22 protein-coding genes and 1 pseudogene are annotated in these 26,120 nt (G+C 60.5%); 14 read left to right on the plus strand and 9 right to left on the minus strand.

Features of this window, described 5'->3' with window-relative positions; translation table 11 throughout:
• Window positions 1-161 precede the first annotated feature (161 nt).
• Window positions 162-2,195 carry a TonB-dependent copper receptor gene (locus GKQ23_RS12525; RefSeq protein WP_212408381.1) on the plus strand — a complete coding sequence of 678 codons (2,034 nt, stop codon included), beginning with the start codon at window positions 162-164 and terminating at the stop codon, window positions 2,193-2,195.
• Window positions 2,196-2,212: 17 nt separating this feature from the next.
• Complete coding sequence (locus tag GKQ23_RS12530; RefSeq protein WP_056238142.1) at window positions 2,213-2,479, plus strand: DUF2534 family protein; 267 nt, start codon at window positions 2,213-2,215, stop codon at window positions 2,477-2,479.
• A gap of 381 nt (window positions 2,480-2,860) precedes the next feature.
• Here GKQ23_RS12530 and pntB read toward each other — a convergent pair whose 3' ends face one another.
• Both pntB and pntA read right to left on the minus strand, forming a co-directional pair.
• Window positions 2,861-4,249: a Re/Si-specific NAD(P)(+) transhydrogenase subunit beta gene (gene pntB, locus GKQ23_RS12535; RefSeq protein WP_056238144.1), complete on the minus strand. Its 1,389-nt coding sequence runs from the start codon at window positions 4,247-4,249 to the stop codon at window positions 2,861-2,863.
• A 10-nt stretch (window positions 4,250-4,259) separates the two neighbouring features.
• A complete protein-coding gene (pntA, locus tag GKQ23_RS12540) occupies window positions 4,260-5,789 on the minus strand; it encodes a Re/Si-specific NAD(P)(+) transhydrogenase subunit alpha (RefSeq protein WP_212408382.1) in 1,530 nt (509 codons plus the stop codon).
• A 515-nt stretch (window positions 5,790-6,304) separates the two neighbouring features.
• Here pntA and ydgH point away from each other — a divergent pair.
• Entirely contained in the window at window positions 6,305-7,255 is a 951-nt protein-coding gene (gene ydgH, locus GKQ23_RS12545) for a DUF1471 family protein YdgH (protein ID WP_212408383.1), read from the plus strand.
• A gap of 226 nt (window positions 7,256-7,481) precedes the next feature.
• Window positions 7,482-8,873, plus strand: coding sequence for an amino acid permease (locus GKQ23_RS12550; RefSeq protein ID WP_212408384.1), 1,392 nt, complete (start codon window positions 7,482-7,484; stop codon window positions 8,871-8,873).
• Window positions 8,874-9,033: 160 nt separating this feature from the next.
• Here the strand turns inward: GKQ23_RS12550 and GKQ23_RS12555 are convergent, their stop codons facing one another.
• Window positions 9,034-9,447, minus strand: a complete 414-nt coding sequence (locus tag GKQ23_RS12555) for a hypothetical protein (protein ID WP_056238156.1) — start codon at window positions 9,445-9,447, stop codon at window positions 9,034-9,036.
• Window positions 9,448-9,602: 155 nt separating this feature from the next.
• On the opposite strand from GKQ23_RS12555, the gene rstA reads away from it, so the two are divergent.
• The 5 genes from rstA to GKQ23_RS12580 all read left to right on the plus strand — a co-directional run bounded on the left by rstA (window position 9,603) and on the right by GKQ23_RS12580 (window position 14,954).
• A complete protein-coding gene (gene rstA, locus GKQ23_RS12560; RefSeq protein WP_056238159.1) occupies window positions 9,603-10,334 on the plus strand; it encodes a two-component system response regulator RstA in 732 nt (243 codons plus the stop codon).
• Window positions 10,331-11,623, plus strand: a complete 1,293-nt coding sequence (rstB, locus tag GKQ23_RS12565; RefSeq protein ID WP_212408385.1) for a two-component system sensor histidine kinase RstB — start codon at window positions 10,331-10,333, stop codon at window positions 11,621-11,623. The genes rstA and rstB overlap by 4 nt, the downstream gene beginning before the upstream one ends.
• A gap of 24 nt (window positions 11,624-11,647) precedes the next feature.
• Complete coding sequence (locus tag GKQ23_RS12570) at window positions 11,648-13,129, plus strand: carboxypeptidase M32 (RefSeq protein WP_212408386.1); 1,482 nt, start codon at window positions 11,648-11,650, stop codon at window positions 13,127-13,129.
• Window positions 13,130-13,319: 190 nt separating this feature from the next.
• Complete coding sequence (asr, locus tag GKQ23_RS12575; protein WP_212408387.1) at window positions 13,320-13,862, plus strand: acid resistance repetitive basic protein Asr; 543 nt, start codon at window positions 13,320-13,322, stop codon at window positions 13,860-13,862.
• A gap of 282 nt (window positions 13,863-14,144) precedes the next feature.
• Window positions 14,145-14,954 carry a serine protease gene (locus GKQ23_RS12580; RefSeq protein ID WP_212408388.1) on the plus strand — a complete coding sequence of 270 codons (810 nt, stop codon included), beginning with the start codon at window positions 14,145-14,147 and terminating at the stop codon, window positions 14,952-14,954.
• A 197-nt stretch (window positions 14,955-15,151) separates the two neighbouring features.
• Here GKQ23_RS12580 and GKQ23_RS12585 read toward each other — a convergent pair whose 3' ends face one another.
• Window positions 15,152-15,277 (minus strand): type I toxin-antitoxin system Hok family toxin, encoded by a 126-nt coding sequence (locus tag GKQ23_RS12585; protein ID WP_304437885.1) that lies wholly within the window; start codon window positions 15,275-15,277, stop codon window positions 15,152-15,154.
• Window positions 15,219-15,368: pseudogene (locus tag GKQ23_RS23880) on the minus strand (DUF5431 family protein); the annotation flags it as partial. The pseudogene GKQ23_RS23880 and the gene GKQ23_RS12585, both read right to left, overlap by 59 nt.
• An 18-nt stretch (window positions 15,369-15,386) precedes the next feature.
• Between GKQ23_RS23880 and GKQ23_RS12590 the strand changes: the two are divergent.
• The 3 genes from GKQ23_RS12590 (at window position 15,387) to GKQ23_RS12600 (ending at window position 16,856) form a co-directional block, all read left to right on the plus strand.
• A complete protein-coding gene (locus GKQ23_RS12590) occupies window positions 15,387-15,548 on the plus strand; it encodes a hypothetical protein (protein WP_212408389.1) in 162 nt (53 codons plus the stop codon).
• A gap of 546 nt (window positions 15,549-16,094) precedes the next feature.
• Window positions 16,095-16,580: a hypothetical protein gene (locus GKQ23_RS12595; RefSeq protein ID WP_212408390.1), complete on the plus strand. Its 486-nt coding sequence runs from the start codon at window positions 16,095-16,097 to the stop codon at window positions 16,578-16,580.
• 33 nt (window positions 16,581-16,613) lie between these two features.
• Window positions 16,614-16,856, plus strand: a complete 243-nt coding sequence (locus tag GKQ23_RS12600; RefSeq protein WP_212408391.1) for a hypothetical protein — start codon at window positions 16,614-16,616, stop codon at window positions 16,854-16,856.
• A 46-nt stretch (window positions 16,857-16,902) separates the two neighbouring features.
• Here GKQ23_RS12600 and hrpA read toward each other — a convergent pair whose 3' ends face one another.
• Window positions 16,903-20,802 carry an ATP-dependent RNA helicase HrpA gene (gene hrpA / locus GKQ23_RS12605; protein WP_212408392.1) on the minus strand — a complete coding sequence of 1,300 codons (3,900 nt, stop codon included), beginning with the start codon at window positions 20,800-20,802 and terminating at the stop codon, window positions 16,903-16,905.
• Window positions 20,803-21,037: 235 nt separating this feature from the next.
• On the opposite strand from hrpA, the gene GKQ23_RS12610 reads away from it, so the two are divergent.
• Entirely contained in the window at window positions 21,038-21,643 is a 606-nt protein-coding gene (locus GKQ23_RS12610) for an FMN-dependent NADH-azoreductase (RefSeq protein WP_212408393.1), read from the plus strand.
• Between the two features lie 77 nt (window positions 21,644-21,720).
• On the opposite strand, the gene GKQ23_RS12615 is transcribed toward GKQ23_RS12610, so the two are convergent.
• From GKQ23_RS12615 to GKQ23_RS12625, 3 genes are read right to left on the minus strand one after another with little or no spacing between them, the layout of a single operon-like run.
• On the minus strand, window positions 21,721-22,056 hold the full coding sequence (locus GKQ23_RS12615) for a YdbL family protein (RefSeq protein ID WP_212408394.1): 336 nt from the start codon (window positions 22,054-22,056) through the stop codon (window positions 21,721-21,723).
• A complete protein-coding gene (locus GKQ23_RS12620; protein ID WP_371820213.1) occupies window positions 22,056-22,241 on the minus strand; it encodes a YnbE family lipoprotein in 186 nt (61 codons plus the stop codon). The genes GKQ23_RS12615 and GKQ23_RS12620 overlap by 1 nt, the downstream gene beginning before the upstream one ends.
• Window positions 22,231-24,861: a YdbH family protein gene (locus GKQ23_RS12625; RefSeq protein WP_212408396.1), complete on the minus strand. Its 2,631-nt coding sequence runs from the start codon at window positions 24,859-24,861 to the stop codon at window positions 22,231-22,233. The genes GKQ23_RS12620 and GKQ23_RS12625 overlap by 11 nt, the downstream gene beginning before the upstream one ends.
• Before the next feature lie 194 nt (window positions 24,862-25,055).
• Here GKQ23_RS12625 and GKQ23_RS12630 point away from each other — a divergent pair, with 194 nt between their 5' ends.
• Window positions 25,056-26,042 (plus strand): 2-hydroxyacid dehydrogenase, encoded by a 987-nt coding sequence (locus tag GKQ23_RS12630; protein WP_212408397.1) that lies wholly within the window; start codon window positions 25,056-25,058, stop codon window positions 26,040-26,042.
• The last annotated feature ends 78 nt before the right edge of the window (window positions 26,043-26,120 follow it).

Here is a 26,120-nt window from a genome sequence, read left to right on the forward strand (position 1 = left end):
AATATGTGCACTGCACAGGGTAACTGACGTCTTAAATATACCGTTGTTTAATTTACCCGGTGCTGAATAACGTCAGTGCCGGTAATGAATCTATTTTTCTTCTCACTGTTGCGATCAATCGTTCGCAGGCCGCCCTGTGCCGCCATTAAAAGGAATTGATTATGCTACCTCGTTATTTTCCGCTGTCGCTACTGACGCTCTCGCTGTTTGCCGCTCAGGGCCAGGCCGCCGACCTGCAGGAAGCCGAACCGGTGATGACCGTCACCGCCCCGGCACAATCGCCGCTGACCATCGTCACCTCGCCGAAAATCCCGCGCCAGCCGGTACCGGCCAGTGACGGCTCTGACTACCTGAAAACCATTCCGGGATTCGCCCAGGTGCGCAACGGCGGCACCAACGGTGACCCGGTGCTGCGCGGCATGTTCGGTTCACGCCTGCGCATACTGACCGACGGCAGCGACATGCCCGGCGCCTGCCCGGCGCGTATGGACGCCCCCAGCTCCTACATTTCACCGGAAAGCTTTGACCTGCTGAGCATCATTAAAGGACCCCAGACCGTGCTGTGGGGCCCGGGCAATTCAGCAGGAACAGTGCGCTTTGAGCGTGAACCGCCTCAGTTTGATGAAGCCGGCGTCAAGGGCGATGCCAGCCTGCTGACCGCCTCTAACCGCCGCAACGACGGCAATGCGGATATCAGCCTCGGCAACGAGCAGGGCTACCTGCGCGCTATCGGCAGTAAGTCACGCGCTAACGACTATAAAGACGGCAACGGCCAGCGCGTGCCGTCAAAGTGGGATAAGTGGAGCGCTGACGTGGCGCTGGGCTGGACGCCGGATAAAGACACCCTGCTGGAACTGAGCGCCGGGCGCAGCAACGGCGAAGCCCGCTACGGCGGCCGCGCAATGGACGGATCGCAGTTCAAACGTGAAAGCCTCGGCCTGCGGCTTGAAAAAAACAACATCAGCGACACCTTCGACAGGTTCGAAGCGCAGATTAAGTATAACTACGCCAACCACATCATGGATAACATTACGCTGCGCGCCCCTTCAGGTATGATGAGCATGTCCGGAATGGCGAGCGCCGACATGGACATGAGTGACATGGACATGGGCGATACGGGCATGGACCACGGCATGTCGATGCAGGTGGATCGCCGCACCGTCAGCGGCCGGATGATGGGCACCTGGATATGGTCCGACTTCAAACTGGAGAGCGGTATGGATATGCAAACCAGCACCCACCGCAACCGTCAACAGGCAGGCGGTGCCTGGATCAGGGACGCCCGCTTCCACGACGTGGGTGCCTTTGGTGAACTCACCTGGAGCGCCGACGAACAGAACAAGGTTATCGGCGGTGCCCGTCTCGATCGCAGCTGGGTGGACAGCTTTGCCACTTCCGCAGACGCATCAAGAAGTGCTACCCTGCCCGCCGGTTTCCTGCGCCTGGAGCACAGCCTGCAGAAGTCGCTGATGGTCTATGCCGGTATCGGCTATACCGAACGCTTCCCGGACTACTGGGAACTGTTCTCGCCGACTTACGCCGCCGACGGCCATTCGAGGGCGTTCGATAAGGTGAAAACGGAAAAAACCACCCAGCTGGATTTCGGCGCGAAGTACAGCGGCCAGCGGCTGGACGGCTGGGTTTCAGCCTACGTGGGGCGGATCAACGACTTTATCCTGTTTAACTACGATCCAAACAATGCCTACATCAGCCGGGTCAGCAACGTTGACGCCACCATCATGGGCAGCGAAGCCGGCTTCAGCTATAAACTGAGTGACAGCCTGACCACCGACGCCAGCCTCGCCTGGGCCTGGGGGCAAAACAGCTCCACCCACCAGCCGCTGCCGCAAATGCCGCCGCTGGACGGCCGCCTCAGCCTCACCTGGCAACAGGGCGACTGGAGCACCACCGGCCTGCTGCGCATGGTCAGCAGCCAGAACCGCATCGCGCTCAACCAGGGCAACGTGGTCGGCAAAGACTTTGAACGCAGCAGCGGCTTCGCGGTACTCTCCGCCAACGCCGCTTATAAAGTGAATAAAAACGTCAGGCTCAGCACCGGCGTCGACAATATTCTCAACCAGGCCTACAGCGAACACCTGAACCTGGCCGGTAACAGCGCCTTCGGCTACTCGGCCAGCACCCCGGTCAATGAACCTGGCCGCACCTGGTGGGCCAAAGTTAACGTGAAATTTTAACTAACAAGGAGATCGTCATGTCCATGTTTCCCCCAGGCAAAAAACGCCGCAACTTCTTTATCGCCCAGGGCATCCTCTGGCTCTGCATCGCCGTCGTCATGGTCAAAGCGATCATCGGCGGCGCCATCAACGAATACAACATGCCGTTCAACACCTGGCCGGTAGAACTCTACGTCTCCGAATTCTTTATGATCATGATCTACACCAGCGTCTTCACCCTGCTGCTCTCGATCCCGCTCTGGTACTGGTTCCTCGGCGAACAGGACCCCAACTCCCGCGGCTAACCCCCCCACAGGCCACAGCTAACGCTGTGGCCCGCCAACGCCCCTCCAGCGCCCCCCACAATCCAACCCACAGTCCAATCCAAAGTCCATTTTTCGGGAAGGCAGCGGGATGAGCCCGGAGCGGGGTAACCCGCGGAGGGTCGCCCGCTGACAGGCCCGGCGTATCCCGATCAACCAGACAACACGCCCTTCCTCCTCATCAGGCCACACCCCCGCCCATTTTTCGGGAGGGCAGCGGGATGAGCCCGGAGCGGGGTAACCCGCGCAGGGTCACCTGCTGACAGGCCCGGCGTATCTCGATCAACCAGACAACGAGCCCTTCAGCCCTGAAGGCAAAAAAAAGGCCCCCTAAGGGAGCCTCGTATCAGATCGCGAGAAAAATCACAGCGCCTTCAGAATCGCATCCACCGTCGCCTTAGCATCGCCAAACAACATCTGCGTATTCTCCTTAAAGAACAGCGGATTCTGCACCCCGGCATACCCGGTATTCATCGAACGCTTAAACACCACCACGTTCTGCGCCTTCCACACCTCCAGCACCGGCATCCCGGCAATCGGACTCCGTGGATCCTCCTGCGCCGCCGGATTCACCGTATCATTGGCACCAATCACCAACACGGTATCCGTCTCTGCGAAATCATCGTTGATCTCATCCATCTCCAGCACCACGTCATACGGCACCTTCGCCTCCGCCAGCAGCACGTTCATATGCCCCGGCAAACGCCCGGCCACCGGATGAATACCAAAACGGACCCTGATCCCGCGCTCGCGCAGCTTCGCCGTAATATCCGCCACCGGATACTGCGCCTGCGCCACCGCCATCCCGTAACCCGGTGTAATAATCACCGACGTCGAACTCTTCAACAGCTCGGCGGTGCCCGCCGCGTCGATCTCGCGGTACTCGCCCATCTCGGTTTCTTCACCGACAGAACTGCTGTCGGTACCAAACCCGCCGGCAATCACGCTGATAAACGAACGGTTCATCGCCTTACACATAATGTAAGAGAGGATCGCCCCGCTGGAACCCACCAGCGCACCGGTCACGATCAGCAGATCGTTGCTCAGCATAAAGCCCGCCGCCGCCGCCGCCCAGCCGGAGTAAGAGTTCAGCATCGACACCACCACCGGCATATCGGCACCGCCGATCGACGCCACCAGATGCCAGCCAAACGCCAGCGCAATCAGCGTCATCACCAGCAGCGCAAAACTCTGCAGACCCACGCTGTCGGTACGCACAAAGATAATCAGCAGCACGGCAGACACCACCAGCGCCAGCAGATTCAGCTTATGACGGTGCGGCAACGCCAGCGGGCGCGACGAAAACTTGCCGTTCAGCTTGCCCCAGGCAACGATGGAACCGCTAAAGGTTACCGCACCGATAAAGATGCCTATAAACACCTCGGTCAGATGGATATTCTCCATCACCGGCTCCAGCCCCGGACCATGGTCAAGATAGCTGTTAAAGCCCACCAGCACCGCCGCCAGGCCGACAAAGCTGTGCAGCATCGCCACCAGCTCCGGCATACCGGTCATCTCCACCTTATTCGCCATGCGCACGCCGATGCCGCCGCCGATCACCATCGCCAGCAGGATCCAGGCTACGTTGCCGGTCTCCGGGCCGAAAATGGTCACCAGCAACGCCAGCGCCATCCCGCTGATGCCAAAAATATTCCCCTGCTTCGAGGTTTCATGTTTAGACAGCCCGGCAAGGCTGCAAATAAACAGGATCGCAGCAACGATATACGCTGCAGTCACTAATCCGCCAGACATGGACTACCCCTTAGTTTTTACGGAACATTTTCAGCATGCGCTGGGTGACGGTAAAGCCACCAAAGATATTGATGCTGGCAATCAGCACCGCCACAAACGACAGCACGCTGACCCAGCCACCATGCCCAATCTGCAACACCGCGCCAACGACGATAATGCCGGAAATGGCGTTGGTCACCGACATCAGCGGCGTATGCAGCGCATGGCTGACGTTCCACACCACGTAATAGCCGACCACGCAGGAGAGCGCAAACACGGTAAAGTGCGACAGGAACTCGGCCGGTGCCACGCTGGCCAGCCAGCCAAACAGCACCACCGCCAGCGCTATCAGCGCATACTTACGCAGCGGTGAAGCGGGTTTAACCTCGGCCTTAGTGACCGGGGCTTCCACCTTCGCCGCTTTTGGCGCGGCGGATACCTGAATCGGCGGTGCCGGCCAGGTGATCTCACCGTCACGCACCACGGTCACGGTGCGCACCACCACGTCGTCAAAATCGATGGTGATTTCACCGTTCTTCTCTTTGCACAGCAGCTTAAGCAGGTTCACCAGGTTGGTGCCGTACAGCTGCGAAGACTGGCCCGGCAGGCGGCTGGGCAGATCGGTATAGCCGATGACCTTGACGCCGTTTTCGGTCAGGTGGATCTTGCCTGGTACGGTCAGCTCACAGTTGCCGCCGTTCTGCGCGGCCATATCGACGATCACGCTACCCGGCTTCATCAGCGCCACCGTCTCAGCGGTCAGCAGCTTCGGTGCCGGTTTGCCTGGGATCAGCGCCGTGGTGACGATAATGTCCACCTCTGCCGCCTGGGCGGCAAACAGCGCCATCTCGGCCTTAATAAAGGCCTCTGACATCACTTTTGCGTAGCCGTCGCCGCTGCCCGCCTCCTCTTCGAAGTCGAGTTCAAGGAACTCGGCGCCCATACTCTGCACCTGCTCCTTCACTTCAGGGCGGGTGTCGAAGGCACGCACGATAGCGCCGAGGCTGCGGCCGGCACCGATGGCGGCCAGGCCGGCGACACCGGCACCGATGATCATCACTTTGGCCGGCGGCACTTTACCGGCGGCGGTGATCTGCCCGGTAAAGAAACGGCCGAACTCGTGAGCGGCCTCAATAATCGCCCGGTAGCCGGCGATGTTGGCCATTGAGCTGAGGGCGTCCAGCGACTGGGCGCGGGAGATGCGCGGCACCGCATCCATCGACATCACGGTGACCCTGCGCGCCGCCAGTTTTTCCAGCAGTTCCGGGTTCTGCGCCGGCCAGATAAAACTGACCAGCGTGGAGCCTGCGCGGCTGAGGGCAATCTCTTCATCCGTTGGCGCATTGACCTTCAGCACAATATCCGACTGCCAGACGCCCGCGCTGTCGACGATCGTCGCACCGGCCGCCACAAAGGCAGCGTCTTCAAAACTGGCCAGTTTCCCGGCATCGCGTTCAACGGCCACGCTAAAGCCCAGCGAGCGCAGCTGCTCAACCGTTTTCGGCGTGGCGGCCACGCGGGCTTCGTCGGGTAACCGCTCTTTGGTGATACCAATAAGCATTTTCTTCCCTTTCTTCAGAGAGTAAGACGGGTTGTTCTTCAGGCTGCGGTGAAAAATACCGCAGCATTTTTTGTAGCAAAGTCTTAATAACCTACTGAAAATATGCCTTCCGATCCAGCCAACGGCGGCCTTATGGCCACATTAACTATAAAAATTCAGGCTTCCGCCATCAACACCCTATATCAGACCTGAATATCGCATATTTTCAGCGATTTTCTGCTGCGATTTTTTTTAACATCTGGCTGCGTGACGCTCAAAAAAAACATTGATTAACAATGCATTAACGAGTCCGGTGGTTACTATTATCGGAATAAGTGGTAGCGAGCCGGAATATGACACGATTCAGCCAGCTTTCGCCGTTATTCTGAAATCCAGAATAGCCTGACCGATAAAACCCCATAAAATGGCTGAGACAGCGCAGATGATTACATGTAATATTCGACAACTAATCTGTTACACATCAAGAGTCCGCACGTTTTTGAACTCATTTTTTGCGTAAGGCGAAGGATTATTTTATGAAGCTTAAGAACACCATTCTGGCATCAGCCCTGCTGTCAATGACCGCACTCTCCGCGCACGCGGCGCAGGAACTGACGCCGGAAAAGGCCGCCGCGCTGAAGCCGTTCGATCGCATCACGATCAACGGACGTTTTAACGCGATCAATGAGGCCAGCAGTGCCGTTTCGCGCCGTGCTGACGCACTGGGTGCGGCCTCCTATTACATTCAGGGCATCAACGATCTGAACGGCAACGGCGGCAACTGGACCGTGACGGCGGACCTCTACCGTGCAGACGCACCGGAAGCGGTAAAAAACAAAGACCGCGTGATCAACGGCGTGCGTGAACTGACCAAAGCGGAAGCCTTCAAGCTGGAGCCGTTTGATACCGTCTCCGCCAGCGGTTTCTTCCGCAGCCAGCCGGACGTCAACGATGCCATCACCCGCGCCGCGAAAGATAAGGGTGCCGCGTCATTCTTTATCGTACGCCAGGTTGACATCAACAGCGGCGGCAACCAGATCGTTAACGCCTATATCTACAAGGCCGATGCTCCAGAGCGTAAGGTGCAGTCGCCTAACCTGATCCCTGCCGATTCAGAAGCCGGTAAAGCGGCGCTGGCCGCCGGCGGCGAAGCAGCGAAAAAGGTTGAGATCCCGGGCGTGGCCTCGTCGGAAACCCCAAGCAACAAGGTTGGCCGTTTCTACGAAACCCAGAGCTCCAGCGGTCAGCGTTATACCGTGACCCTGCCGAACGGCAAGAGCGTGCAGGAAGTGAACGCCATCACCGCGGCGCAGATGCAGCCATACGACAGCATCATCTTTACCGGCCACTTCAGCACCCCGACCGAAATCTCGGAAGAAGTGGGTAAACGCGCCATTGCCAAAGGCGCCAAGTACTATCACGTCACCCGTGAGTGGTCGAATCAGAGCGGCGGCAACCTGACCATCAGCGCCGACCTGTTTAAGTAATCGCGCTTCCCCTGACCCAGGGGATCGCCAGGGGCAGCCGCGTGCTGCCCTTTTTTTTGCATAGTTTCGTTCAGAAACTGCATAGCAAGTCATTGCATCCCGCCCCGTCCCTCCGTAAAATCGCCGCCCTTCACAGCGGTTTCGTTCACCTTAACGCGCCTGGGCCTGAACAGAACGCCACCACGGCGTCGTAATCTGGTTTTATATTCTGTTACTGGAGTTTTTATTGGACAAAAAATTAGGGCTCGCGGCGTTAACGGCGCTGGTACTCAGCTCGATGCTCGGTGCCGGGGTGTTCAGCCTGCCGCAAAATATGGCGGCGGTGGCCGGCCCGGCGGCGCTGCTGATCGGCTGGGCGATCACCGGCGTCGGCATTCTGCTGCTGGCAACGGCGATGCTGCTGCTGACCCGACTAAAGCCGGAACTGGACGGCGGCATCTTTACCTACGCGCAGGCGGGCTTTGGCGACCTGATCGGCTTCTGTTCGGCCTGGGGTTACTGGCTGTGTGCGGTGATCGCTAACGTCTCCTATCTGGTAATCGTCTTCTCGGCGATGAGCTTCTTTACCGACACGCCGCAGCGGGTGGTATTTGGCGACGGCAACACCTGGCAGGCGATGCTGGCGGCCTCGCTGCTGCTGTGGGCGGTACACGGGCTGGTGCTGCGCGGGGTGCAGACGGCGGCGGGCATTAATCTGCTGGCGACGCTGGGCAAGCTGCTGCCGCTGGGGCTGTTTGTCCTGCTGGCGCTGGCCGCGTTTAACCTCGACCGCTTTACGCTGGATTTCAGCGGAATGACGCTCGGTAAGCCGGTGTGGCAGCAGGTGAAAGACACCATGCTGATCACCCTGTGGGTGTTTATCGGCGTGGAGGGGGCGGTGGTGGTCTCCGCCCGCGCCCGCCACAAGCGCGACGTCGGACGCGCCACGCTGCTGGCGGTTATGGCGGCGCTGGTGGTCTATCTGCTGGTGACGCTGCTGGCGCTCGGCGTGGTGCCGCGCGCTGAACTGGCTCAGCTGCGTAACCCGTCGATGGCCGGGCTGATGACCGCGCTGGTCGGGCCGTGGGGCAATCTGATTATCGTCGCCGGGCTGATTGTTTCGGTGTGCGGGGCCTATCTGAGCTGGACGATTATGGCCGCCGAAGTGCCGATGATTGCCGCGAAACACGGGGCCTTCCCGCGCATTCTCAGCCGGCAGAACGCCCGCGGCGCGCCCGCCGCCTCGCTGTGGCTGACCAACGGCAGCGTACAGCTGTGCCTGATCCTGATCGGCGTCACCGGGGCCGACTACAATACCCTGCTGACCATCGCCTCGGAGATGATCCTGCTGCCCTATCTGCTGGTCGGTGCCTACCTGCTGCGACTGGCGTGGGCGGAGCATAAGCCGGCGATAACGCTGGTGGCCGCCGGGGCCTGCGCCTACGGGCTGTGGTTGCTGTACGCGTCTGGAGTGATGCATCTGCTGCTGTCGGTGGTGCTGTATGCACCGGGGCTGCTGCTGTTTCTGTATGCGCGCCACCGCAACGCCGGGGTAAAGCCGCTGAGGATCTGGGAAAAAGGGCTGATGGTGCTGATCGGGGTGGCAGCGGTTCCGGCACTGTGGCAGCTGATGCACTGAGGTTTAGCACGCGCAACTCGCTGGCCCTCATCCCCTAAAAAACGCACCGCCAGTGATACATTTAAGCCGGTGCGAAGCGGCGAGCCATCCAGTGCGGGGCCACGGGATTGGCCTGCCGGATGCCCGGGGAGGCCAACCCGTGGGGCGTAAACCCGCCCTTTCAGTGCGTCTGTGAGGCCAGCGTCACCTGCAGCCGATCGTCCAGCTGCTGTAACTCCAGCGGCCGCGCATACTCCTGGCGTACGGTGTCCAGCTGTGAAGCGGAGAGCGGGTAAGGTAACAGAATATCGAAGCGGGACAGCTGCTGCTGTTCGGCGAGGGCAATCAGCCGGGCAATATTGATCTCATCGCTGACCTGGGTGGAGAGGATCTGCAGCGCCAGCTCTTTAATCTCTTCCGGGCCGGCCGGCGCGACGGCAGCTGGCTTTTTGGTGACCATGCCGAAAATCGGCATCACGCCGTAGATGGCGTCGACAAAACTCCAGCGCTTACGACAGGAGGCGGAGAGAAAATCAATGTAGTTAAGACAGATACGGTCACCGTAGTCAGCGCCCGCCAGCTTCTTTTCCGCCACCCTGCTCTCCTTAATTGGTTGATATTACGCCAGCACTGACGAATATAATGACATATTCCACAGCCATTATACACTAGCCAGCAGAGTGACAATCCTGACCCTCGTCAAACTCCTGACGAAACGGCCGCGGCCCTCCGCGCAGGCATGAAGGCGTTATGAACAAAATTGTATTTGTAGAAGATGACAAAGACGTCGGTGAACTGATTGCCGCCTATCTCGGCCGCCACGACATCGAGGTGATCGTCGAGCCGCGCGGCGACCAGGCCGAGGCCACCATTGCCGCCCACGAGCCGGACCTGGTGATGCTGGATATTATGCTGCCGGGCAAAGACGGTATGACCCTGTGCCGCGACCTGCGCAACGGCAGCGGCTGGCGCGGGCCGATCGTGCTGCTGACCTCGCTGGACAGCGATATGAACCATATTCTGTCGCTGGAGATGGGCGCTAACGACTATATTCTGAAAACCACCCCGCCCGCCGTGCTGCTGGCACGCCTGCGCCTGCATCTGCGCCAGGCCGGCAACAGCACCCAGAGCGACGATATCGCGCCCACGGTTTCCGCGCAGAAGATGCTGCGCTTCGGCACCCTGAGCATTGATCCGGTCAACCGCCAGGTAATCCTCTCCGGCGAGGTGATTGCGCTCTCCACCGCCGATTTTGACCTGCTGTGGGAGCTGGCGACCCACGCCGGCAGCACGCTTAACCGCGACGCGTTGCTCAAAACCCTGCGCGGCGTCAGCTACGACGGTATGGATCGCAGCATTGACGTGGCGATATCGCGCCTGCGCAAAAAGCTGCTCGACAGCGCCACCGAACCTTACCGTATCAAAACCATCCGCAACCGCGGCTATCTGTTTGCGCCGCATGCCTGGGACGCGCAGCCATGAGAAAGCTGTTTATACAGTTTTATCTGCTGTTGTTCGTCTGCTTTCTGGTGATGGCAATGCTGGTCGGGCTGGTATACAAGTTCACCGCCGAGCGCGCCGGCCGTCAGTCGATGGATGACCTGATGAAAAGCTCGCTGTACCTGATGCGCAGCGAGCTGCGCGAGATCCCGCCGCGCGACTGGAACAAAACCATCGAGAATCTCGATCTTAACCTGTCGTTTAAGCTGCATATCGAGCCGATGAACAAGTATCAGCTTGACCCGACCACCCTGAAGCGGCTGCGCGCCGGGGAGATCGTCGCGCTGGACGATGAGTACACCTTCCTGCAGCACATTCCGCGCAGCCACTACGTGCTGGCGGTCGGGCCAATCCCCTATCTGTTCTACCTGCACGAGATGCGGATGTTCGATATCGCCCTGCTGGCGCTGATCGGCATTTCGCTGGCCTTCCCGGTGTTTATCTGGATGCGCCCGCACTGGAAGGAGATGCTCAGGCTGGAAAACGCCGCACAGCGCTTCGGCCAGGGGCACCTTGACGAGCGCATTCATTTTGACAGCGCGTCGAGCCTGCTGCGGGTTGGCGTGGCCTTTAACCAGATGGCGGACAATATCAACGCGCTGGTCGCCAGTAAGAAACAGCTAATCGACGGCATCGCCCACGAGCTGCGCACCCCGCTGGTGCGGCTGCGCTACCGGCTGGAGATGAGCGACAATCTGAGCGCCGCAGAGTCCGCCGCGCTGAATCGTGATATCGGCCAGCTGGAGGCGCTGATCGAAGAGCTGCTGACCTACGCACGCCTCGACCGCCCGCGGGTGGAGCTGAATCTGCAGGCCTTCGATCTGGCCGACTGGCTGGAGGAGCGGCTGCTGGACTTCCGCCTGGTGCACCCGGAGTTCACCATCGAACTCGACACGCCACAGCGCGAGAATCCCGGCGTGGCCGACGCGAGGCTGATGGAGCGGGTGCTGGATAACCTGGTCAACAACGCGCTGCGCTATGCCGGGGGGCGCCTGCGGGTGGGCCTGTGGTTTGACGGCCACCTCGCCTGCCTGCAGGTGGAAGATGACGGCCCCGGCATCCCTGCCGAAGAACGCGAGCGGGTGTTTGAACCCTTTGTGCGCCTCGACCCGAGCCGCGACCGCGCCACCGGCGGCTGCGGGCTGGGCCTGGCGATCGTCCACTCGGTGGCGCAGGCCTTCGGCGGCACCGTCACCATCGACAGCAGCCCGCTGGGCGGTGCCAGCGTTCGCTTTTGCTGGCCGGTTGATCTACCCTTACGCAATGTCTGAACCTGTTCATTAATAAGGATAATTATGTCTTCAGCTTATGCCCGTTTAACCCATACCTTCCTGCGCCTGTCACGCTTTGGCCATCTTTCCGCCATCGCCGGCTGGGATATGCAAACCATGATGCCCGCCGGCGGCAGCCGCGCGCGCGGTGAAGCGCTGGCCGAACTGAGCGTGCTGCGCCATGAGATCCTCACCGCGCCGCAGGTGGGCGAGTGGCTGCAGCAGGCGCAGCAGGAAGAGCTGGACGACGTGGAGCGCGCCGACCTGCACGAGATGCAGCGCAGCTGGCAGCAGGCCTCGCTGCTGCCAGCCAGCCTGGTGGAGGCCAAAGCGCTGGCCGGTTCCCGCTGTGAACACGCCTGGCGGCAGCAGCGCCCGGCCAACGACTGGCAGGGCTTTGCCGCCAACCTGCAGGAGGTGGTTAAGCTCAGCCGCGAAGAAGCGGAGATCCGCGCCCAGGCCAACGGCTGCTCGCGCTACGATGCGCTGCTCGACCTGTATGAGCCGGGCATGACCAGCGCCATGCTGGACCGCACCTTCGGCGACCTGAAACAGTGGCTGCCGGACCTGCTGCAGCGGGTGGTGGATAAACAGGCTACTGAGCAGGTGCAGCGCCCGGATGGCCCCTTCCCGCAGGCCGCCCAGCAGCAGCTGGGGCTGGCGGTGATGAAGCTGCTGGGCTTTGATTTTAACGCCGGGCGGCTGGATATCAGCGCCCACCCGTTCTGCGGCGGCGTGCCGGAAGATGTGCGCATCACCACCCGTTATAACGAGGCGGAGTTTATCAGCGCGATGATGGGGGTGATCCATGAAACCGGCCACGCCCGCTACGAACAGAACCTGCCAAAACAGTGGGCCGGGCGTCCGGTGGCGCTGGCGCGCTCCACCGCCATCCACGAATCGCAGAGCCTGTTCTTTGAGAAACAGCTGGGGCGCAACCCGGCGTTCCTGAGCCTGGTGCAGCCGCTGGCGGTACAGCTGCTGGGCGACCAGCCGGCGCTGGCAGCAGACAACTTTATTGCGCTGAACCAGCGGGTGAAACCGGGGCTGATCCGCGTGGATGCCGATGAGGTGAGCTACCCGGCCCATGTGATCCTGCGCTATGAGATCGAACGTGCGCTGGTAGCCGGTGAAATCGAGGTGGAGGATATTCCGGCGCTGTGGCAGGAGAAAATGCAGGCGCTGCTCGGGCTGGACACCACCGGCGACTTCCGCAACGGCTGTATGCAGGATATTCACTGGACCGACGGTGCCTTCGGCTACTTCCCGACCTACACGCTGGGGGCAATGTACGCCGCACAGCTGTTCCAGGCGCTGCAGCGCGCGCTGCCGCAGGTCAATGAGATGATCCGCCAGGGCGAACTGCAGCCGGTGTTTGACTGGCTGCAGCAGAATATCTGGCAGCACGGCAGCCGCTTCAGCACCCGCCAGCTGATTGAGAACGCCACCGGCGAAGACCTTAACCCGGCGCACTTCCGTAAGCACCTTGAGCAGCGTTATCTGTAACTGAGCTGCGGGCAGGCAGCGAACGTTGGCTGTCTGCCCAGACGCGATATTTACGCCTTTCGGCCACGTTGTACATTAGGTTACACGCCGATACCAATCACTCACGGAAAGCCAACACGCCATCCCTTATAGTCTTCTCACCGGCCCCGCAGTGGGCTGACAAATGAACTAAACACTTGAGGGTTTTGCGATGAAAAAATTATTTGCTCTGGTTGTAGCCGCTGCAATGGGTATCTCTTCAGTCGCTTTCGCTGCTGAAACCACCGCCGCGCCAGCCACCACTACCCCGGCTGCTGCCACTACCGCTGCTCCGGCCGCTGCCCCGGCGAAAGCCGCTGTTAAGCATCATAAAGCCCATAAGAAAGCCGCCGTACAGAAAGCCCAGGCCGCTAAAAAGCATCACAAAGCGAAGAAAGCCGCTGCACAGAAAGCCCAGGCTGCTAAAAAGCACCACAAAGCCGCGGCTAAGCCAGCACAGAAAGCCCAGGCTGCTAAAAAACACCACAAAGCGGTAAAACCTGCTCAGAAAGCGCAGGCGGCTAAGAAGCACCACAAAGCCGCGGCTAAGCCAGCACAGAAAGCCCAGGCTGCTAAAAAGCATCACAAAGCAGTAAAACCTGCTCAGAAAGCGCAGGCGGCTAAGAAGCACCACAAAGCCGCGGCTAAACCAGCTCAGAAAGCCCAGGCTGCTAAAAAACACCACAAAGCGAAAAAATCTGCTCCAAAAGCGTAAGTCTGACTGAGGGGTGAATCGCTCACCCCGGCTGAATGTCCCACTCAAACACCCGGATTTTCCGGGTGTTTTTTTAAGGAGTTTCGAATGATGGGCCGACGCTACTTGTTCGAAATTATTCTGGGGTTGATGATCCTGTGCGGAATTATTGCTGCCAGCTTCTACCTGTAATCCCCGTAGCACGCTGATATATCAAAATAATCTCCCCTTTTTAACGCGTTGCGTCTATAGTTATTACACCCGCGTTATCACTTGTTGAATCCCTTCCAGCCTGAGAACAATATGCGCCTGACCGCTGTGCTATTAATGGGTTGCTTCGCTGTTTCATTTACCACCCATGCCGATGACGATGCCCGCAGTAATAATGAAACCAAAACGCTGTTTTTTGGCCATGACGATCGTCAGGAAGTGAGCAATTCGGGCGCTGCGCCCTGGGATGCGATTGGCCAGCTGGAGACCGAAAGCGGCAACCTGTGCAGCGCGACGCTGATCGCCCCGCACCTGGCGCTGACCGCCGGCCACTGTCTGCTGGCCCCGCCGGGCAAGCCCGATCCCGCCGTGGCGCTGCGCTTTATCACCGGCGGCAAGCGCGGCTGGCGCTATGAGATCCACGATATCGAAGGCCGCGTCGATCCGGCGCTGGGCAAAAAGCTGAAGGCCGACGGTGACGGGTGGATCGTGCCGGCCTCCGCCGCGCCCTACGATTTCGGCCTGATCGTGCTGCGTAATCCGCCCTCCGGCATTACGCCGGTGCCGCTGTTTAGCGGCACGCGCAGCGAGTTAACCGCCGCGCTGAAGGCCAGCAACCGTAAAGTCACCCAGGCGGGCTACCCGGAAGATCATCTGGACAACCTCTATTCGCACAGCGACTGCCTGGTCACCGGCTGGGCGCAGAAAAACGTGCTGTCGCACCAGTGCGACACCCTGCCCGGCGACAGCGGTTCGCCGCTGCTGCTAAAGGTGAACGGTGAGTGGCAGCTGATTGCGGTGCAGAGCTCGGCCCCGGCGGCGAAAGACCGCTACCTGGCGGATAACCGCGCGATTGCGGTGACGGCGTTTCGGGATAGTCTGGAGGCGCTGGCGCAGCAGTGAGTTCTGCATGCCCGGCACGATAGCGCCCTCTTCCAGCGTGCATCCTGGCGGGCATTATGTTGCAGCCAGGCTTAACAGTCCGATCCGCAGGTCACAACAAAAAGGCTCTCCATTTTACCGGAGAGCCTTCAAAAAGCGCTTGTGGTGCCTGACTCCATCAGAGCCCTGAAAAGGCGGGTTTCCCCGCCTCCAGGTTGCTACTTACCGGATTTGCAGGCCATTGACGCTGCCACCTCCCTGATCCCGTCCTTGTAGCGTACCTCGCATAGCGATTTTCGCGTCAGACCGGTGAATATCAATAGTGTTACGCACACAATTAACAGGCACCAGATCAAGGTGCTGCGTGGCAGTTTCATGGCCGTCTTCTCCTTGCCTTGCGGCGGGTAAGAGGCTATCCTGATGTTGTTCATGCATACAGGGGCCTCGGGGTTAATGAAAATTAACTTCGGGGCTTTTCTGCTTTCTGCCTCACAACAAATCAGCACTGCTACCAACGGCTATGAGGCAAAAGCCTCAAGCGCCGCAGCTATTATACCGCGTTCAGTTCTGCGCTTAATGAAGTGGCGGTTAGTAAAAAATCCAAAAATCGAATGACATCCTTTAGCCGCGGACCGGGTTAGTCAGCCTTTAACTGCCAGACAAAACCGAGTTAGCGGACGATATTTGCCGATGGGAAAATGGGATTCTCTTCAGCGCGTTGCCATAGTTCAACGCTATTCAGGACGGGTCACATTCGCAGCCTGCGTAGGCTTGAGTGAACCACAGGCGGTCTTGTCCGCACAACTGGTGGCTGCGAATGAAAAATAAACAACCGCCACTAAAACGGCCAAAAATCCCAGCATGCCTAAAAAAGTTCCGGCGGCGATTTTAAAATAAGCGTCATGTCTGATACTCTTCTGAACAGGGAAAAGCTGCACTTTAGCCGCGCCATGTGAAGTGACGGTGAAGTTTTTCTAATGCCAAAGTGTATAATTAAACTGCGCACAACCTTTCAGGGAACGGAAGTTGAACCTCTGCCCACTGTCCCAACCGTCTGCCGCCTGTACGCCAGCCTCTGCACACAGGGGGTTGACTGCACACCTGACCCGACCCGCTGTTACTCTGACAATTGCCACTCTGGCTTCACTCTTTTTAGCACCGGTGGCCGTAGCCGATACCTTTGCCGGCCGGGAAGCGCCGGTGCGTAGCTATCAGCCGTGGACCGAAAGCGGCTGCGCTCCGCCGCTGACGCTGGCACCGGATGGTAAACCCTGGCCGGCTCAGGCCCGGCAGTTGCAGCAGAAAGAGAAGAAAAAGGGCCATTCGTCGCTGCGGCTGGACAACAGCAAAAATCAGCAGGATATCTATGTAAAAGTCAGCCGTGTAGCGGATAAACAGAGCAAAAACTTCGCCCGCTCCGCCTTTATTCCCGCCGGACAGCAGCTTAAACTGCTGGAGATGGCTGTCGGTGAATACGTCGTCAAGCTGATGGATATCAAAAATGGTTGTGTTCAGGTCTCCAGACCGATGCGACTCAACGAGCGCCGTACCGAAAAGCAGATCGAATTCAGTGACGCCTCGCTGACCTTTTATAATGTGGTCAACGGTAATACGGAACTGAATAAGTTGAGCGCAGCAAATTTCTGATCTTTTCTATAAAAATTCGATCCGGGAGTAACCATGTTAATTAAAGATAAAACGCTGGCCGAAGTGATGTTAAAAAAACAGCTGAAAGCATCCCGGCAACTGCAGCAGGATCTTATTGATATCAGAAATCAGATTTCAGAACAGGAATATATAGAGTACCGCCGGGCTACAGGCTATATCGTCGCCGAGATATTTGAGAAAATCATCAAGCCGATTTGTCAGGACCACCCTGAGCTGACGCCGACTGAACTTAAAGTAGCCCTTACCGATAATTAATAAAATAATGGCCCGCTACAGCGGGCCTTACCCTGGTACGATCCGGTCAGATATCAACCTGCTCCATCGCCTGCAGAATACGCTTCTCCGAAATCGGGTACGGCGTGCCCAGCTGCTGGGCGAAGAAGCTGACGCGCAGCTCTTCAATCATCCAGCGGATCTCCTGCACGTCAGCATCGTCGCGGCGCTGCTGCGGCAGCTTGTTAAACCACTGGCTCCAGGCCTTCTGTACCGAATCAACCTTGAGCATGCGCGCGCGGTCGCTGTGCGGGTCGACCGCCAGCTTCTCCATCCGGCGTTCAATGGCCTGCAGATAGCGCAGCGTATCCGGCAGGCGCTTCCAGCCGTTGCCGGTGACAAAACCGCGATAGACCAGCCCGGACATCTGCGCTTTGATGTCGGAGAGCGCCAGCGCCATCGACATATCCACTCGCCCCTTCAGCCGCTTGTTGATGTTGAACACCGCAGTGAGGATCTGCTCAACCAGTTTAGCGATGTCGACCACGGTGTCGTTCAGTTCGGCGCGCACCTTGTCGTGCAGCCGCGTGTGGCCCTCTTCCTGCCAGCTCGGGCCGCCGTTTTCAGAGATCAGCTTGTCGACGCCGCAGGCAATGCAGTCGTCGATCAGGTCCAGCACCTTGCCGTAGGGGTTAAAGTAGAGGCCAAGCTTGGCCTTGTTCGGCAGCTTCTCATGCAGATACTTGATCGGCGACGGGATGTTAAGCAGCAGCAGTCGCCGCTGGCCGCGCCACATCGCCTTCTGCTGTTCGTGCTGCGAGTCAAACAGGCGGATCGCCACGCTGTCATTTTCGTCCACCAGCGCCGGCCACGCCTTCACACTGTAGCTGCCGCGCTTCTGCTCGAAGTGATCCGGCAGGTTGCCAAAGCTCCAGATATGCAGCCCGCTCTGCTCCAGCCCGTCGTCGGCAACCTTCGACAGCGTCTCCTGTACCTTGCCCTTCAGGTTCTCCTTTAGCGCCGGCAGATCTTTGCCCTCCGCCAGCTTGCGGTTGTTTTCGTCCACCACGCGGAAGGTGATTTTCAGGTGATCGGGCACCTGATCCCACTGCCAGGCCTCGCGGTCAAGGGTAACGCCGGACATGCGGCGGAACTCGCGCTCCAGCGACTCCAGCAGCGGCAGCGCCAGCGGCGTGGCGCGCCCCAGGAAGGCTTCGGCATAGTTAGGGGCCGGGACAAAGTTACGGCGTAACGGCTTCGGCAGCGATTTAATCAGCGCAATCACCAGCTCACGGCGGATGCCGGGGATCTGCCACTCAAAACCCTTCTCTTCCACCTGGTTGAGCAGCGGCAGCGGCACGTGCACGGTGACGCCGTCGGCGTCGGCCCCCGGTTCAAACTGGTAGCTGAGGCGCAGTTTAAGATTGCCCTGCTGCCAGAAGTTCGGGTAATCGAGCTTGCTGACGTTTTCCGCGCCGTCGCGGATCAGCATCTCGCGGGCAAAGCTCAGTTTTTCCGGGTCCTCACGGCCGGCGATTTTCCACCACTGGTCAAAATGGCGGGCGGAGACCACCTCATGGCCGATGCGCTGGTCGTAAAAGCCAAACAGCGTCTCATCGTCGACGAGGATATCGCGGCGGCGCGACTTGTGCTCCAGCTCTTCCACCTCCTCGCGCAGCTTAAGGTTGGCCTTAAAGAAGGCGTGGCGGGTCTGCCAGTCGCCCTCCACCAGCGCGTGGCGGATAAACAGCTCGCGTGACAACACCGGGTCAATCTGACCGTAGTTGACCTTACGCGCCGCGACAATCGGCAGGCCGTACAGCGTTACCTTCTCTGTCGCCATCACCGCGCCCTGCGCTTTTTCCCAGTGCGGTTCGCTGTAGCTGCGCTTGATCAGGTGCTGTGCCAGCGGCTCAATCCACTCCGGCTCGATGCGTGCGGCAATGCGCCCCCACAGGCGGCTGGTCTCCACCAGTTCGGCGACCATCGTCCACTTCGGCGGCTTTTTAAACAGGCCGGAGCCGGGGAACAGCGCAAAACGGGCGTTGCGCGCGCCGGTAAACTCCTGCTTCTCCGCGTCCTTCTGGCCGATATGCGACAGCAGGCCGGTCAGCAGCGCGCAGTGCACCTCGCGGAACGGGGCCGGTTCGCTGTTGACCGGCATCCCCAGCTCCCGCACCACCTGGCGCAGCTGGGTGTAGATATCCTGCCATTCGCGCACGCGCAGGTAGTTGAGGAAGTCCAGCTTGCACTGGCGGCGGAACTGGCTTGAAGAGAGTTCGGCCTGCTGCTCCTTAAGGTAGTTCCACAGGTTAACGTAAGCGGTGAAGTCCGAGTCTTTATCGGCAAAGCGGCGGTGCTTCTCGTCCGACGCCTGCTGGCGGTCGGACGGGCGTTCGCGCGGGTCCTGAATTGACAGCGCGGCGGTAATAATCATCGCCTCGCGCACGCAGCCAAAGCGCTGCGCTTCCAGCACCATTTTTGCCAGCCGCGGATCCACCGGCAGCTGCGCCAGCGAACGCCCGGAGGCGGTCAGCTTATAGTGGCCAACGTCGTTGACGGTCAGCGCCCCCAGCTCTTCGAGCAGCCGCACGCCGTCCTGGATATTGCGTTTATCCGGCGCTTCGACAAACGGAAACGCGGCGATGTCACCGAGGCCAAGCGCGGTCATCTGCAGGATCACCGACGCAAGGTTGGTGCGCAGGATCTCCGGGTCGGTAAACGCCGGGCGGCTGAGGAAGTCGTCCTCGGCGTAGAGACGAATACAGATCCCTTCCGACACGCGGCCGCAGCGGCCCTTACGCTGGTTGGCCGAGGCCTGCGACACCGGCTCGATCGGCAGGCGCTGCACCTTGGTGCGGAAGCTGTAGCGGCTGATGCGCGCGGTGCCGGGGTCGATGACGTACTTAATGCCCGGCACGGTCAGCGAGGTTTCCGCCACGTTGGTCGCCAGCACGATGCGCCGCCCGCTGTGCGACTGGAATACGCGGTTCTGTTCGGCGTTAGAGAGGCGTGCGTAGAGCGGCAGGATTTCGGTATTGCGCAGGTTGCGTTTGGTCAGCGCGTCGGCGGTGTCGCGGATTTCCCGTTCGCCGCTCATAAAGATCAGAATATCGCCGGGGCTCTCGTCCCCCAGCTCATCCACCGCGTCGAAGATCGCCTGCAGCTGGTCGCGCTCGCTGTCGTCGGCGTCATCGACCACCGGGCGGTAGCGTACTTCCACCGGATAGGTGCGGCCGGAGACTTCAATCACCGGCGCGTTATTAAAGTGGCGCGAGAAGCGCTGCGGATCGATGGTCGCCGAGGTGATAATCACCTTCAGATCCGGGCGGCGCGGCAGCAGCTCGCGCAGGTAGCCGAGCAGGAAGTCGATGTTCAGGCTGCGTTCGTGCGCCTCATCGATAATGATGGTGTCGTACTGCATCAGCAGGCGGTCCTGCTGGATCTCCGCCAGCAGGATACCGTCGGTCATCAGCTTGACCTGGCTGGTCTCGCCGACCTGATCGTTGAAACGCACCTTATAGCCGACGCAGCCGCCGAGGCTGGTTTCGAGCTCGCTGGCGATACGGTCGGCGACCGTGCGCGCCGCCAGCCGGCGCGGCTGGGTGTGGCCGATCAGGCCGCGCAGGCCGCGGCCCAGCTCGAGGCAGATTTTCGGCAGCTGGGTGGTTTTACCCGAGCCGGTTTCACCGGCGACGATCACCACCTGGTGGTCGCGGATCGCTTCGGCAATCGCCTGCTTCTTCTGGCTGACCGGCAGGTTTTCCGGGTAGCGGATGGTCGGCGTGGCGGCGCGGCGCGTGGCGATACGCTGCTCGGCGCTGGCGATCTCGCCCTCCAGTTCGCCCAGCAGCGCCTGCAGCGCGGCCGGATTGCTGATTTTTTTCGCACCGTGCAGGCGCTTTTGCAGCCGCTGGCCGTCGCGCAGCATCAGCGCCGGCAGGCGGTCAAACAGCGGGGTCAGAACAGATTGTGGTTTCTCAGACATAGGGTTTCTAACTCACGCGGTGCCGCCGGGCGGCAGCCGGATTGATCCTGGCAATAAAAAATTTTTCGTATGGTAGCACAGACAACCACTTAGCGCAGAAGCGGTGCTGATACTCTTATTCAGATTTTTCGAATATAGACATCGAAAACTCGCACTTACACATTTCGCCAACAGGCAGTAAAGTGTCTGACATTCGGCGGCAGGCAGTCGCTTCTAATAACAGGAAAACAGTCCCATGAGCAAAGTACTCGTTCTGAAATCAAGCATCCTCGCCGGTTATTCACAGTCTGGCCAGCTGGCCGACCACCTGGTTTCAGAGTGGCAGTCTGCTCATCCGGGCGACGACGTTACCGTGCGTGACCTGGCCGCGAACCCAATCCCGGTGCTGGATGGTGAGCTGGTCGGCGCGCTGCGTCCGTCCGACGTGGCCCTGACCCCACGCCAGGAAGAGGCGCTGGCGCTCTCTGACGCGCTGATCGAAGAGCTGCAGGCGCACGACACCATCGTGATCGCAGCACCTATGTACAACTTCAACATCCCTACCCAGCTGAAAAACTACTTCGATCTGGTTGCCCGTGCGGGCGTGACCTTCCGTTACACCGAAAACGGTCCGGAAGGCCTGGTGAAGAACAAGAAAGTGGTGGTGCTGACCAGCCGTGGCGGTATTCATAAAGATACGCCAAACGACCTGCTGACCCCGTACCTGACCATTTTCCTTGGCTTCCTCGGCATGACAGACGTGCAGTTCGTGTTTGCTGAAGGTATCGGCTACGGCCCGGAAGTGGCGGCTAAAGCGGCCAGCGATGCGAAAGACGCCATCTCCCAGCTGGTGACCGCGTAACGACTCCCTCGCCTGACCTGCTCAGGCGAACGACGGCGGTGCCTCCGGGTGCCGCCGTATGCCTGTTCTACCCGATCTCACTTTTGCAGCCACTGACCGTTGATTCCACGCACGTACTCACCGGCCTTTGCCCGCGCCACCAGCTTCTGCCCGGCGATACTGGCCACTTCCCGCGTGGTCAGATTATTCTGTTCTGCCAGCCGCGCATATTCCCGCTGCCGTCCGTTATTAATCCGCGTTACCAGCGCCTGCGTCTCTGCATCGTTCTCTATCGCCGCCAGATAGCCGCCCAGCGTTTCACCGACCATACCCTGCGTCCGGGCCTGATCAAGGGTTAAGGCGGCGAATGCCGGGGCCGCCGCCAGCAGCAGCGCCGCCAGCAGCACGCTTTTCACGCCAGATCGCGCCGCCATCAGAACAACCCGCTCTGATTTTTCAGCAGCGCCTCCACGTCTTTATCCACGCGAATGTGGATCTCATGTTCGATCTTCACGTTCATATTGATGGTGATCGGTTCTTTCGGCGCCGCCACCTCAATGCGCGGCACGCAGCCGCTTAGCAGCAGCCCGACGCAGGCCAGCAGCAGGTTAGTTTGCATTGTCATTACGTTTTTCCTTCTGCGTCGGCAGCGTGGCGTTATCTTCCACCCAGGACTGCAGATTATCGCCAAAGCGCAGGCTGCGCCAGAGCTGGAACAGGTTTTCCTGCTGAGTGTAGTTCAGCGCAACACGCTGATCTTTATCACTGAAGCGGCTGGTGCCGTCGACCTTTGCGGTCAGCGTCATAAGGCCCAGGTTATCAATATCGAGAGTGGCCCACGAGCGGGTCACCTGCATATAGCGCAGCCAGTCAATCGCCGCCCCGGCGGCCATATTGTTGCTGCTGATGGCATCCGCGATCTGTTTATCCATGCGCACGGTGATTTCGCCGCTGTTGGCCACCCAGCCCTCCTTCACCAGCCACCGCGAGTTATTCAGCCACAGCGGCAGCGCGGCGTTGATCCGACCGGAGAGCGCGATCTGCTTCAGTTTAATGGCGCTGACCAGCTCGGAAAGGCTGAGCTGGCGCAGCCGGACCGTGGCGGCTTCGGTTTGTGGCAGTTGCAGGCTGGCGAGGCTGAGCTGGCCGCCGAGCAGATCGAGGCTGACGTTGCTCAGGCGCAGCGGGCGCGTCGTGCTCCACGGATACCAGCCCTGCAGATCGGCGGTGACGTTCTCCAGGGTAAACTGGTTGGCAATCTGTTTAATGCGCAGCGCCACCGGGCCATGAGTGCCGAAGTACCAGCGGTGCGACGCCAGGCGGAACGGTAACGAGAAGTCGACGCCGTGAAATTCATTGTCCGGCAGGCGCAGTTCGCCGTTGCCCACCAGCAGATGACCGCCGGCCTCCAGCCCCTGATCGGCGGCGGCCGAAAAGGCCACCTGTGCCTTGAGCGTGCCGCTCTGGATCGCCAGCTTGAGGTCCGGTGCCAGCAGCGGCTGGAATACCCGCAGCGACTGCTGCGGCCACCAGAGCTGGCCGCGCAGGCGTGCGCCGTCCCAGCGGCCGCGCACCTGCACCGGGCCGATCTGCTGCGCCTGCAGCGCCCCCTGATAGAGGAAATCGGCCGGATCGCGCCCCTTCACCGTCAGGGTTAGCGTTGAGGGCGGCAGGAAGCCGCCGGCGCTGAAGCGTGTCTCACCCGATTTGAGGCTCAGCGCGCCGCCAAACGCCGCCTGCCGTGGATCGCGCTGCCAGAGCACCGGCTGGGTGAGGGTCAGCCTTGGCGCAGCCATGCTGACGCTGCCGTAGCTCAGGCGGTCAAAACCGGTGGAAAGCGAATCCAGCGCGATCAGCGTATCCTGCCAGCGGCCCTGGCCGCTGACGTCCCATTTTGCCGCCAGCGGCGTCAGCCGCCCTTCGCCCCAGTAACCCCAGCCCCATTCGCCCTTATCCGGCCAGAAGTCGCGCGCGCGGCCGTCCAGATGCAGCCGGAAGCGCCCCAGATCGCCGTTGTGTGCGCTGAGGATCGCCTGCAGGCGGCCGCTGATGCCGCTGGCGGCAAGGGTCACCCCGGCTAACGGCCAGCGCGCTTCGTCCACTTCCAGCGTGTCCAGCAGCCGCCCTTTCATGCGCAGCAGCGCCCCGGGCTGCAGTTGCAGAACCGGATTGAGGAGCGGGCCGCGCAGCTCGCCCGGCAGGCTGGCATAGAACTGCAGCTGCGCCAGTTTGCTGTCCCCGGTCAGCCGCAGCGGCAGCCGGCTGTCGGTAAAGTCGAGACGACCGGGGCCGACGTTGAGCACCACGTTGCCCTTGCCGCCGCGCCCGGCGGTCAGCAGGTTGAGCCGACCGGCGATCTGCGCGGCCTCCAGCCCCTGCCGCCAGCCGTCCGCCGTCAGCGTAATGCCGCCGGAGAGCGGCTGGGCGGCGTACGGCCAGTTCCACTGGCCCTGCTGCAGCGTGAGGGTTTGTGGCGATATCTGCCACGGCAGCGTCAGCAAAGGCGCGGGCTGATTCTCCGCCACCACCCGCAGCTGGCCCTGCTGCTGCTGCCAGTTCAGCTCGAGCCGCAGCGGATCAGGGATGGCGTCAAGCCGCAGCGCCCCGTGCAACGCGCCGGTCTGCGGCAGGTCGCCCGGCAGGCGCGGCAGCGTCAGCTCGCCGCTTACCGCCACCGGCCGGGCAACGCCGGGTGCCTGCAGGCTCAGGCTGCGCAGCGTCAGCTGCTGCTGGTTCAGCTCGGCCTCCAGCGCGATATTTTTTCCCTGGTAGTGCAGACGCTGGCGTTGCGGGTCGAGATCCAGCGCCAGCTCACCGGCCCAGTCGGCCCACGGCAGCAGGGTAAGCTGGCCGAGGGTCACGCGGGCGGCGGGCAGCATCTGCTGCCATTCGGCCAGCGTGCGCGGGGCATCTGAGGCGGGGCCGGACTCAAGGCGCGAGGCGCAGGCGCTGTCAATCTGCAGCCGGTCCGCAGACGCCTGCCAGCGGCCATCGGCGTAACGCAGGGCGACGTTGCTGACCACCGCCAGTTCACAGTCGCCGGCGTAGTAGTGCACGCCGGGCAACACCAGCGCGCCGTGACGCAGGCGCGGATTGCCGTCAAGGGCGATAGCGGTATCGGCGGGCAGCCAGACGCCGGCCAGCCGCGGCAGCCACTGGGTGACGCTGAGCAGCAGGCCGACGATCAGCAGAACGACGGCCATTAGCGCGGCCAGCGCTCTTTTCCATCGGCGGGTCATGGCAAAAAACATCCTGTTAATCCCTGAAATAATGCTGAATGATGGCACGGAAAAGCGCCCAGGGTGAAATTATTCCCGGCAGAAATGCCGCAGCAGATCCTTTTTACCGGCTCCGGCGTCACGTCGCGCTCGCTGTCGGCGCATTAATTGTTACACTGGAGGCATTCACTTCGCGCAGTCAGGGAAAGAAAAAAATGAAACTTGCGGTATACAGCACCAAGCAATATGACCGGAAATACCTGGAGCAGGTCAACGCCGGTTACGGTTTTGAACTGGAGTTTTTCGACTTCCTGCTCAGCGAACGCACGGCGAAAAACGCCGCCGGCTGCACGGCGGTCTGTATTTTTGTTAACGACGACGGCAGCCGTAAGGTGCTGGAGGAGCTGGCCGCGCTGGGGGTGAAGTTTATCGCCCTGCGCTGCGCCGGTTTCAACAACGTCGACCTGGACGCCGCCCGCGAGCTCGGCCTGCAGGTGGTGCGCGTGCCGGCCTATTCACCGGAGGCGGTGGCGGAACACGCGGTGGGGCTGATGATGACCCTGAACCGCCGCATTCATCGCGCCTACCAGCGCACCCGCGACGCCAACTTCTCGCTGGACGGGCTGATCGGCTTTAATATGCACGGCCGCACCGCCGGGGTGATCGGCACCGGCAAGATTGGTATTGCCACCCTGCGCATTCTGAAAGGTTTTGGCATGCGCCTGCTGGTCAGCGACCCTTATCCGAGCCAGCAGGCGCGGGATCTGGGCGCGGAGTACGTCGATATCAACACCCTGCTGACCGAGTCCGACGTGGTCAGCCTGCACTGTCCGCTGACGCCGGAAAACTACCACCTGCTTAACGCCGAAGCCTTTACGCGAATGAAAGACGGGGTGATGGTGATCAACACCAGCCGCGGCGGCTTAATCGACTCGCAGGCGGCGATTGACGCGCTGAAACAGGGCAAGATTGGCGCGCTGGGGATGGACGTGTATGAGAATGAACGCGATCTGTTCTTTGAGGATAAGTCTAACGACGTGATCCAGGATGATATCTTCCGCCGCCTGTCCGCCTGCCACAACGTGCTGTTTACCGGCCATCAGGCGTTTCTTACCGCCGAAGCGCTGACCAGCATCTCACAGACCACGCTACAGAACCTGAGCCAGCTGGAGCAGGGCGAGACCTGCGCCAATCAGCTCTGAACGGGGGAGCATCATTGACGGCTTAACGCCGTCTCTGAATCAACCTGCGCTCACTGCGACCTGCCGTGCTTAAACGGT

It is taken from the genome of Erwinia sp. E602 (assembly GCF_018141005.1).
In the GTDB taxonomy this organism is placed as follows: domain Bacteria; phylum Pseudomonadota; class Gammaproteobacteria; order Enterobacterales; family Enterobacteriaceae; genus Erwinia.

Bases quoted from the DNA above. Each gene is read 5' to 3' on its own strand.
- GKQ23_RS12625 (WP_212408396.1), bottom strand. From the start codon at position 24,861: ATGACCCGCCGATGGAAAAGAGCGCTGGCCGCGCTAATGGCCGTCGTT.
- GKQ23_RS12590 (WP_212408389.1), top strand. From the start codon at position 15,387: ATGAAAATTAACTTCGGGGCTTTTCTGCTTTCTGCCTCACAACAAATC.
- hrpA (WP_212408392.1), bottom strand. From the start codon at position 20,802: ATGTCTGAGAAACCACAATCTGTTCTGACCCCGCTGTTTGACCGCCTG.
- GKQ23_RS12580 (WP_212408388.1), top strand. From the start codon at position 14,145: ATGCGCCTGACCGCTGTGCTATTAATGGGTTGCTTCGCTGTTTCATTT.
- GKQ23_RS12570 (WP_212408386.1), top strand. From the start codon at position 11,648: ATGTCTTCAGCTTATGCCCGTTTAACCCATACCTTCCTGCGCCTGTCA.
- GKQ23_RS12600 (WP_212408391.1), top strand. From the start codon at position 16,614: ATGTTAATTAAAGATAAAACGCTGGCCGAAGTGATGTTAAAAAAACAG.
- pntB (WP_056238144.1), bottom strand. From the start codon at position 4,249: ATGTCTGGCGGATTAGTGACTGCAGCGTATATCGTTGCTGCGATCCTG.
- GKQ23_RS12630 (WP_212408397.1), top strand. From the start codon at position 25,056: ATGAAACTTGCGGTATACAGCACCAAGCAATATGACCGGAAATACCTG.
- GKQ23_RS12610 (WP_212408393.1), top strand. From the start codon at position 21,038: ATGAGCAAAGTACTCGTTCTGAAATCAAGCATCCTCGCCGGTTATTCA.
- GKQ23_RS12525 (WP_212408381.1), top strand. From the start codon at position 162: ATGCTACCTCGTTATTTTCCGCTGTCGCTACTGACGCTCTCGCTGTTT.
- GKQ23_RS12620 (WP_371820213.1), bottom strand. From the start codon at position 22,241: ATGCAAACTAACCTGCTGCTGGCCTGCGTCGGGCTGCTGCTAAGCGGC.
- ydgH (WP_212408383.1), top strand. From the start codon at position 6,305: ATGAAGCTTAAGAACACCATTCTGGCATCAGCCCTGCTGTCAATGACC.
- rstB (WP_212408385.1), top strand. From the start codon at position 10,331: ATGAGAAAGCTGTTTATACAGTTTTATCTGCTGTTGTTCGTCTGCTTT.
- pntA (WP_212408382.1), bottom strand. From the start codon at position 5,789: ATGCTTATTGGTATCACCAAAGAGCGGTTACCCGACGAAGCCCGCGTG.
- rstA (WP_056238159.1), top strand. From the start codon at position 9,603: ATGAACAAAATTGTATTTGTAGAAGATGACAAAGACGTCGGTGAACTG.
- asr (WP_212408387.1), top strand. From the start codon at position 13,320: ATGAAAAAATTATTTGCTCTGGTTGTAGCCGCTGCAATGGGTATCTCT.
- GKQ23_RS12530 (WP_056238142.1), top strand. From the start codon at position 2,213: ATGTCCATGTTTCCCCCAGGCAAAAAACGCCGCAACTTCTTTATCGCC.
- GKQ23_RS12615 (WP_212408394.1), bottom strand. From the start codon at position 22,056: ATGGCGGCGCGATCTGGCGTGAAAAGCGTGCTGCTGGCGGCGCTGCTG.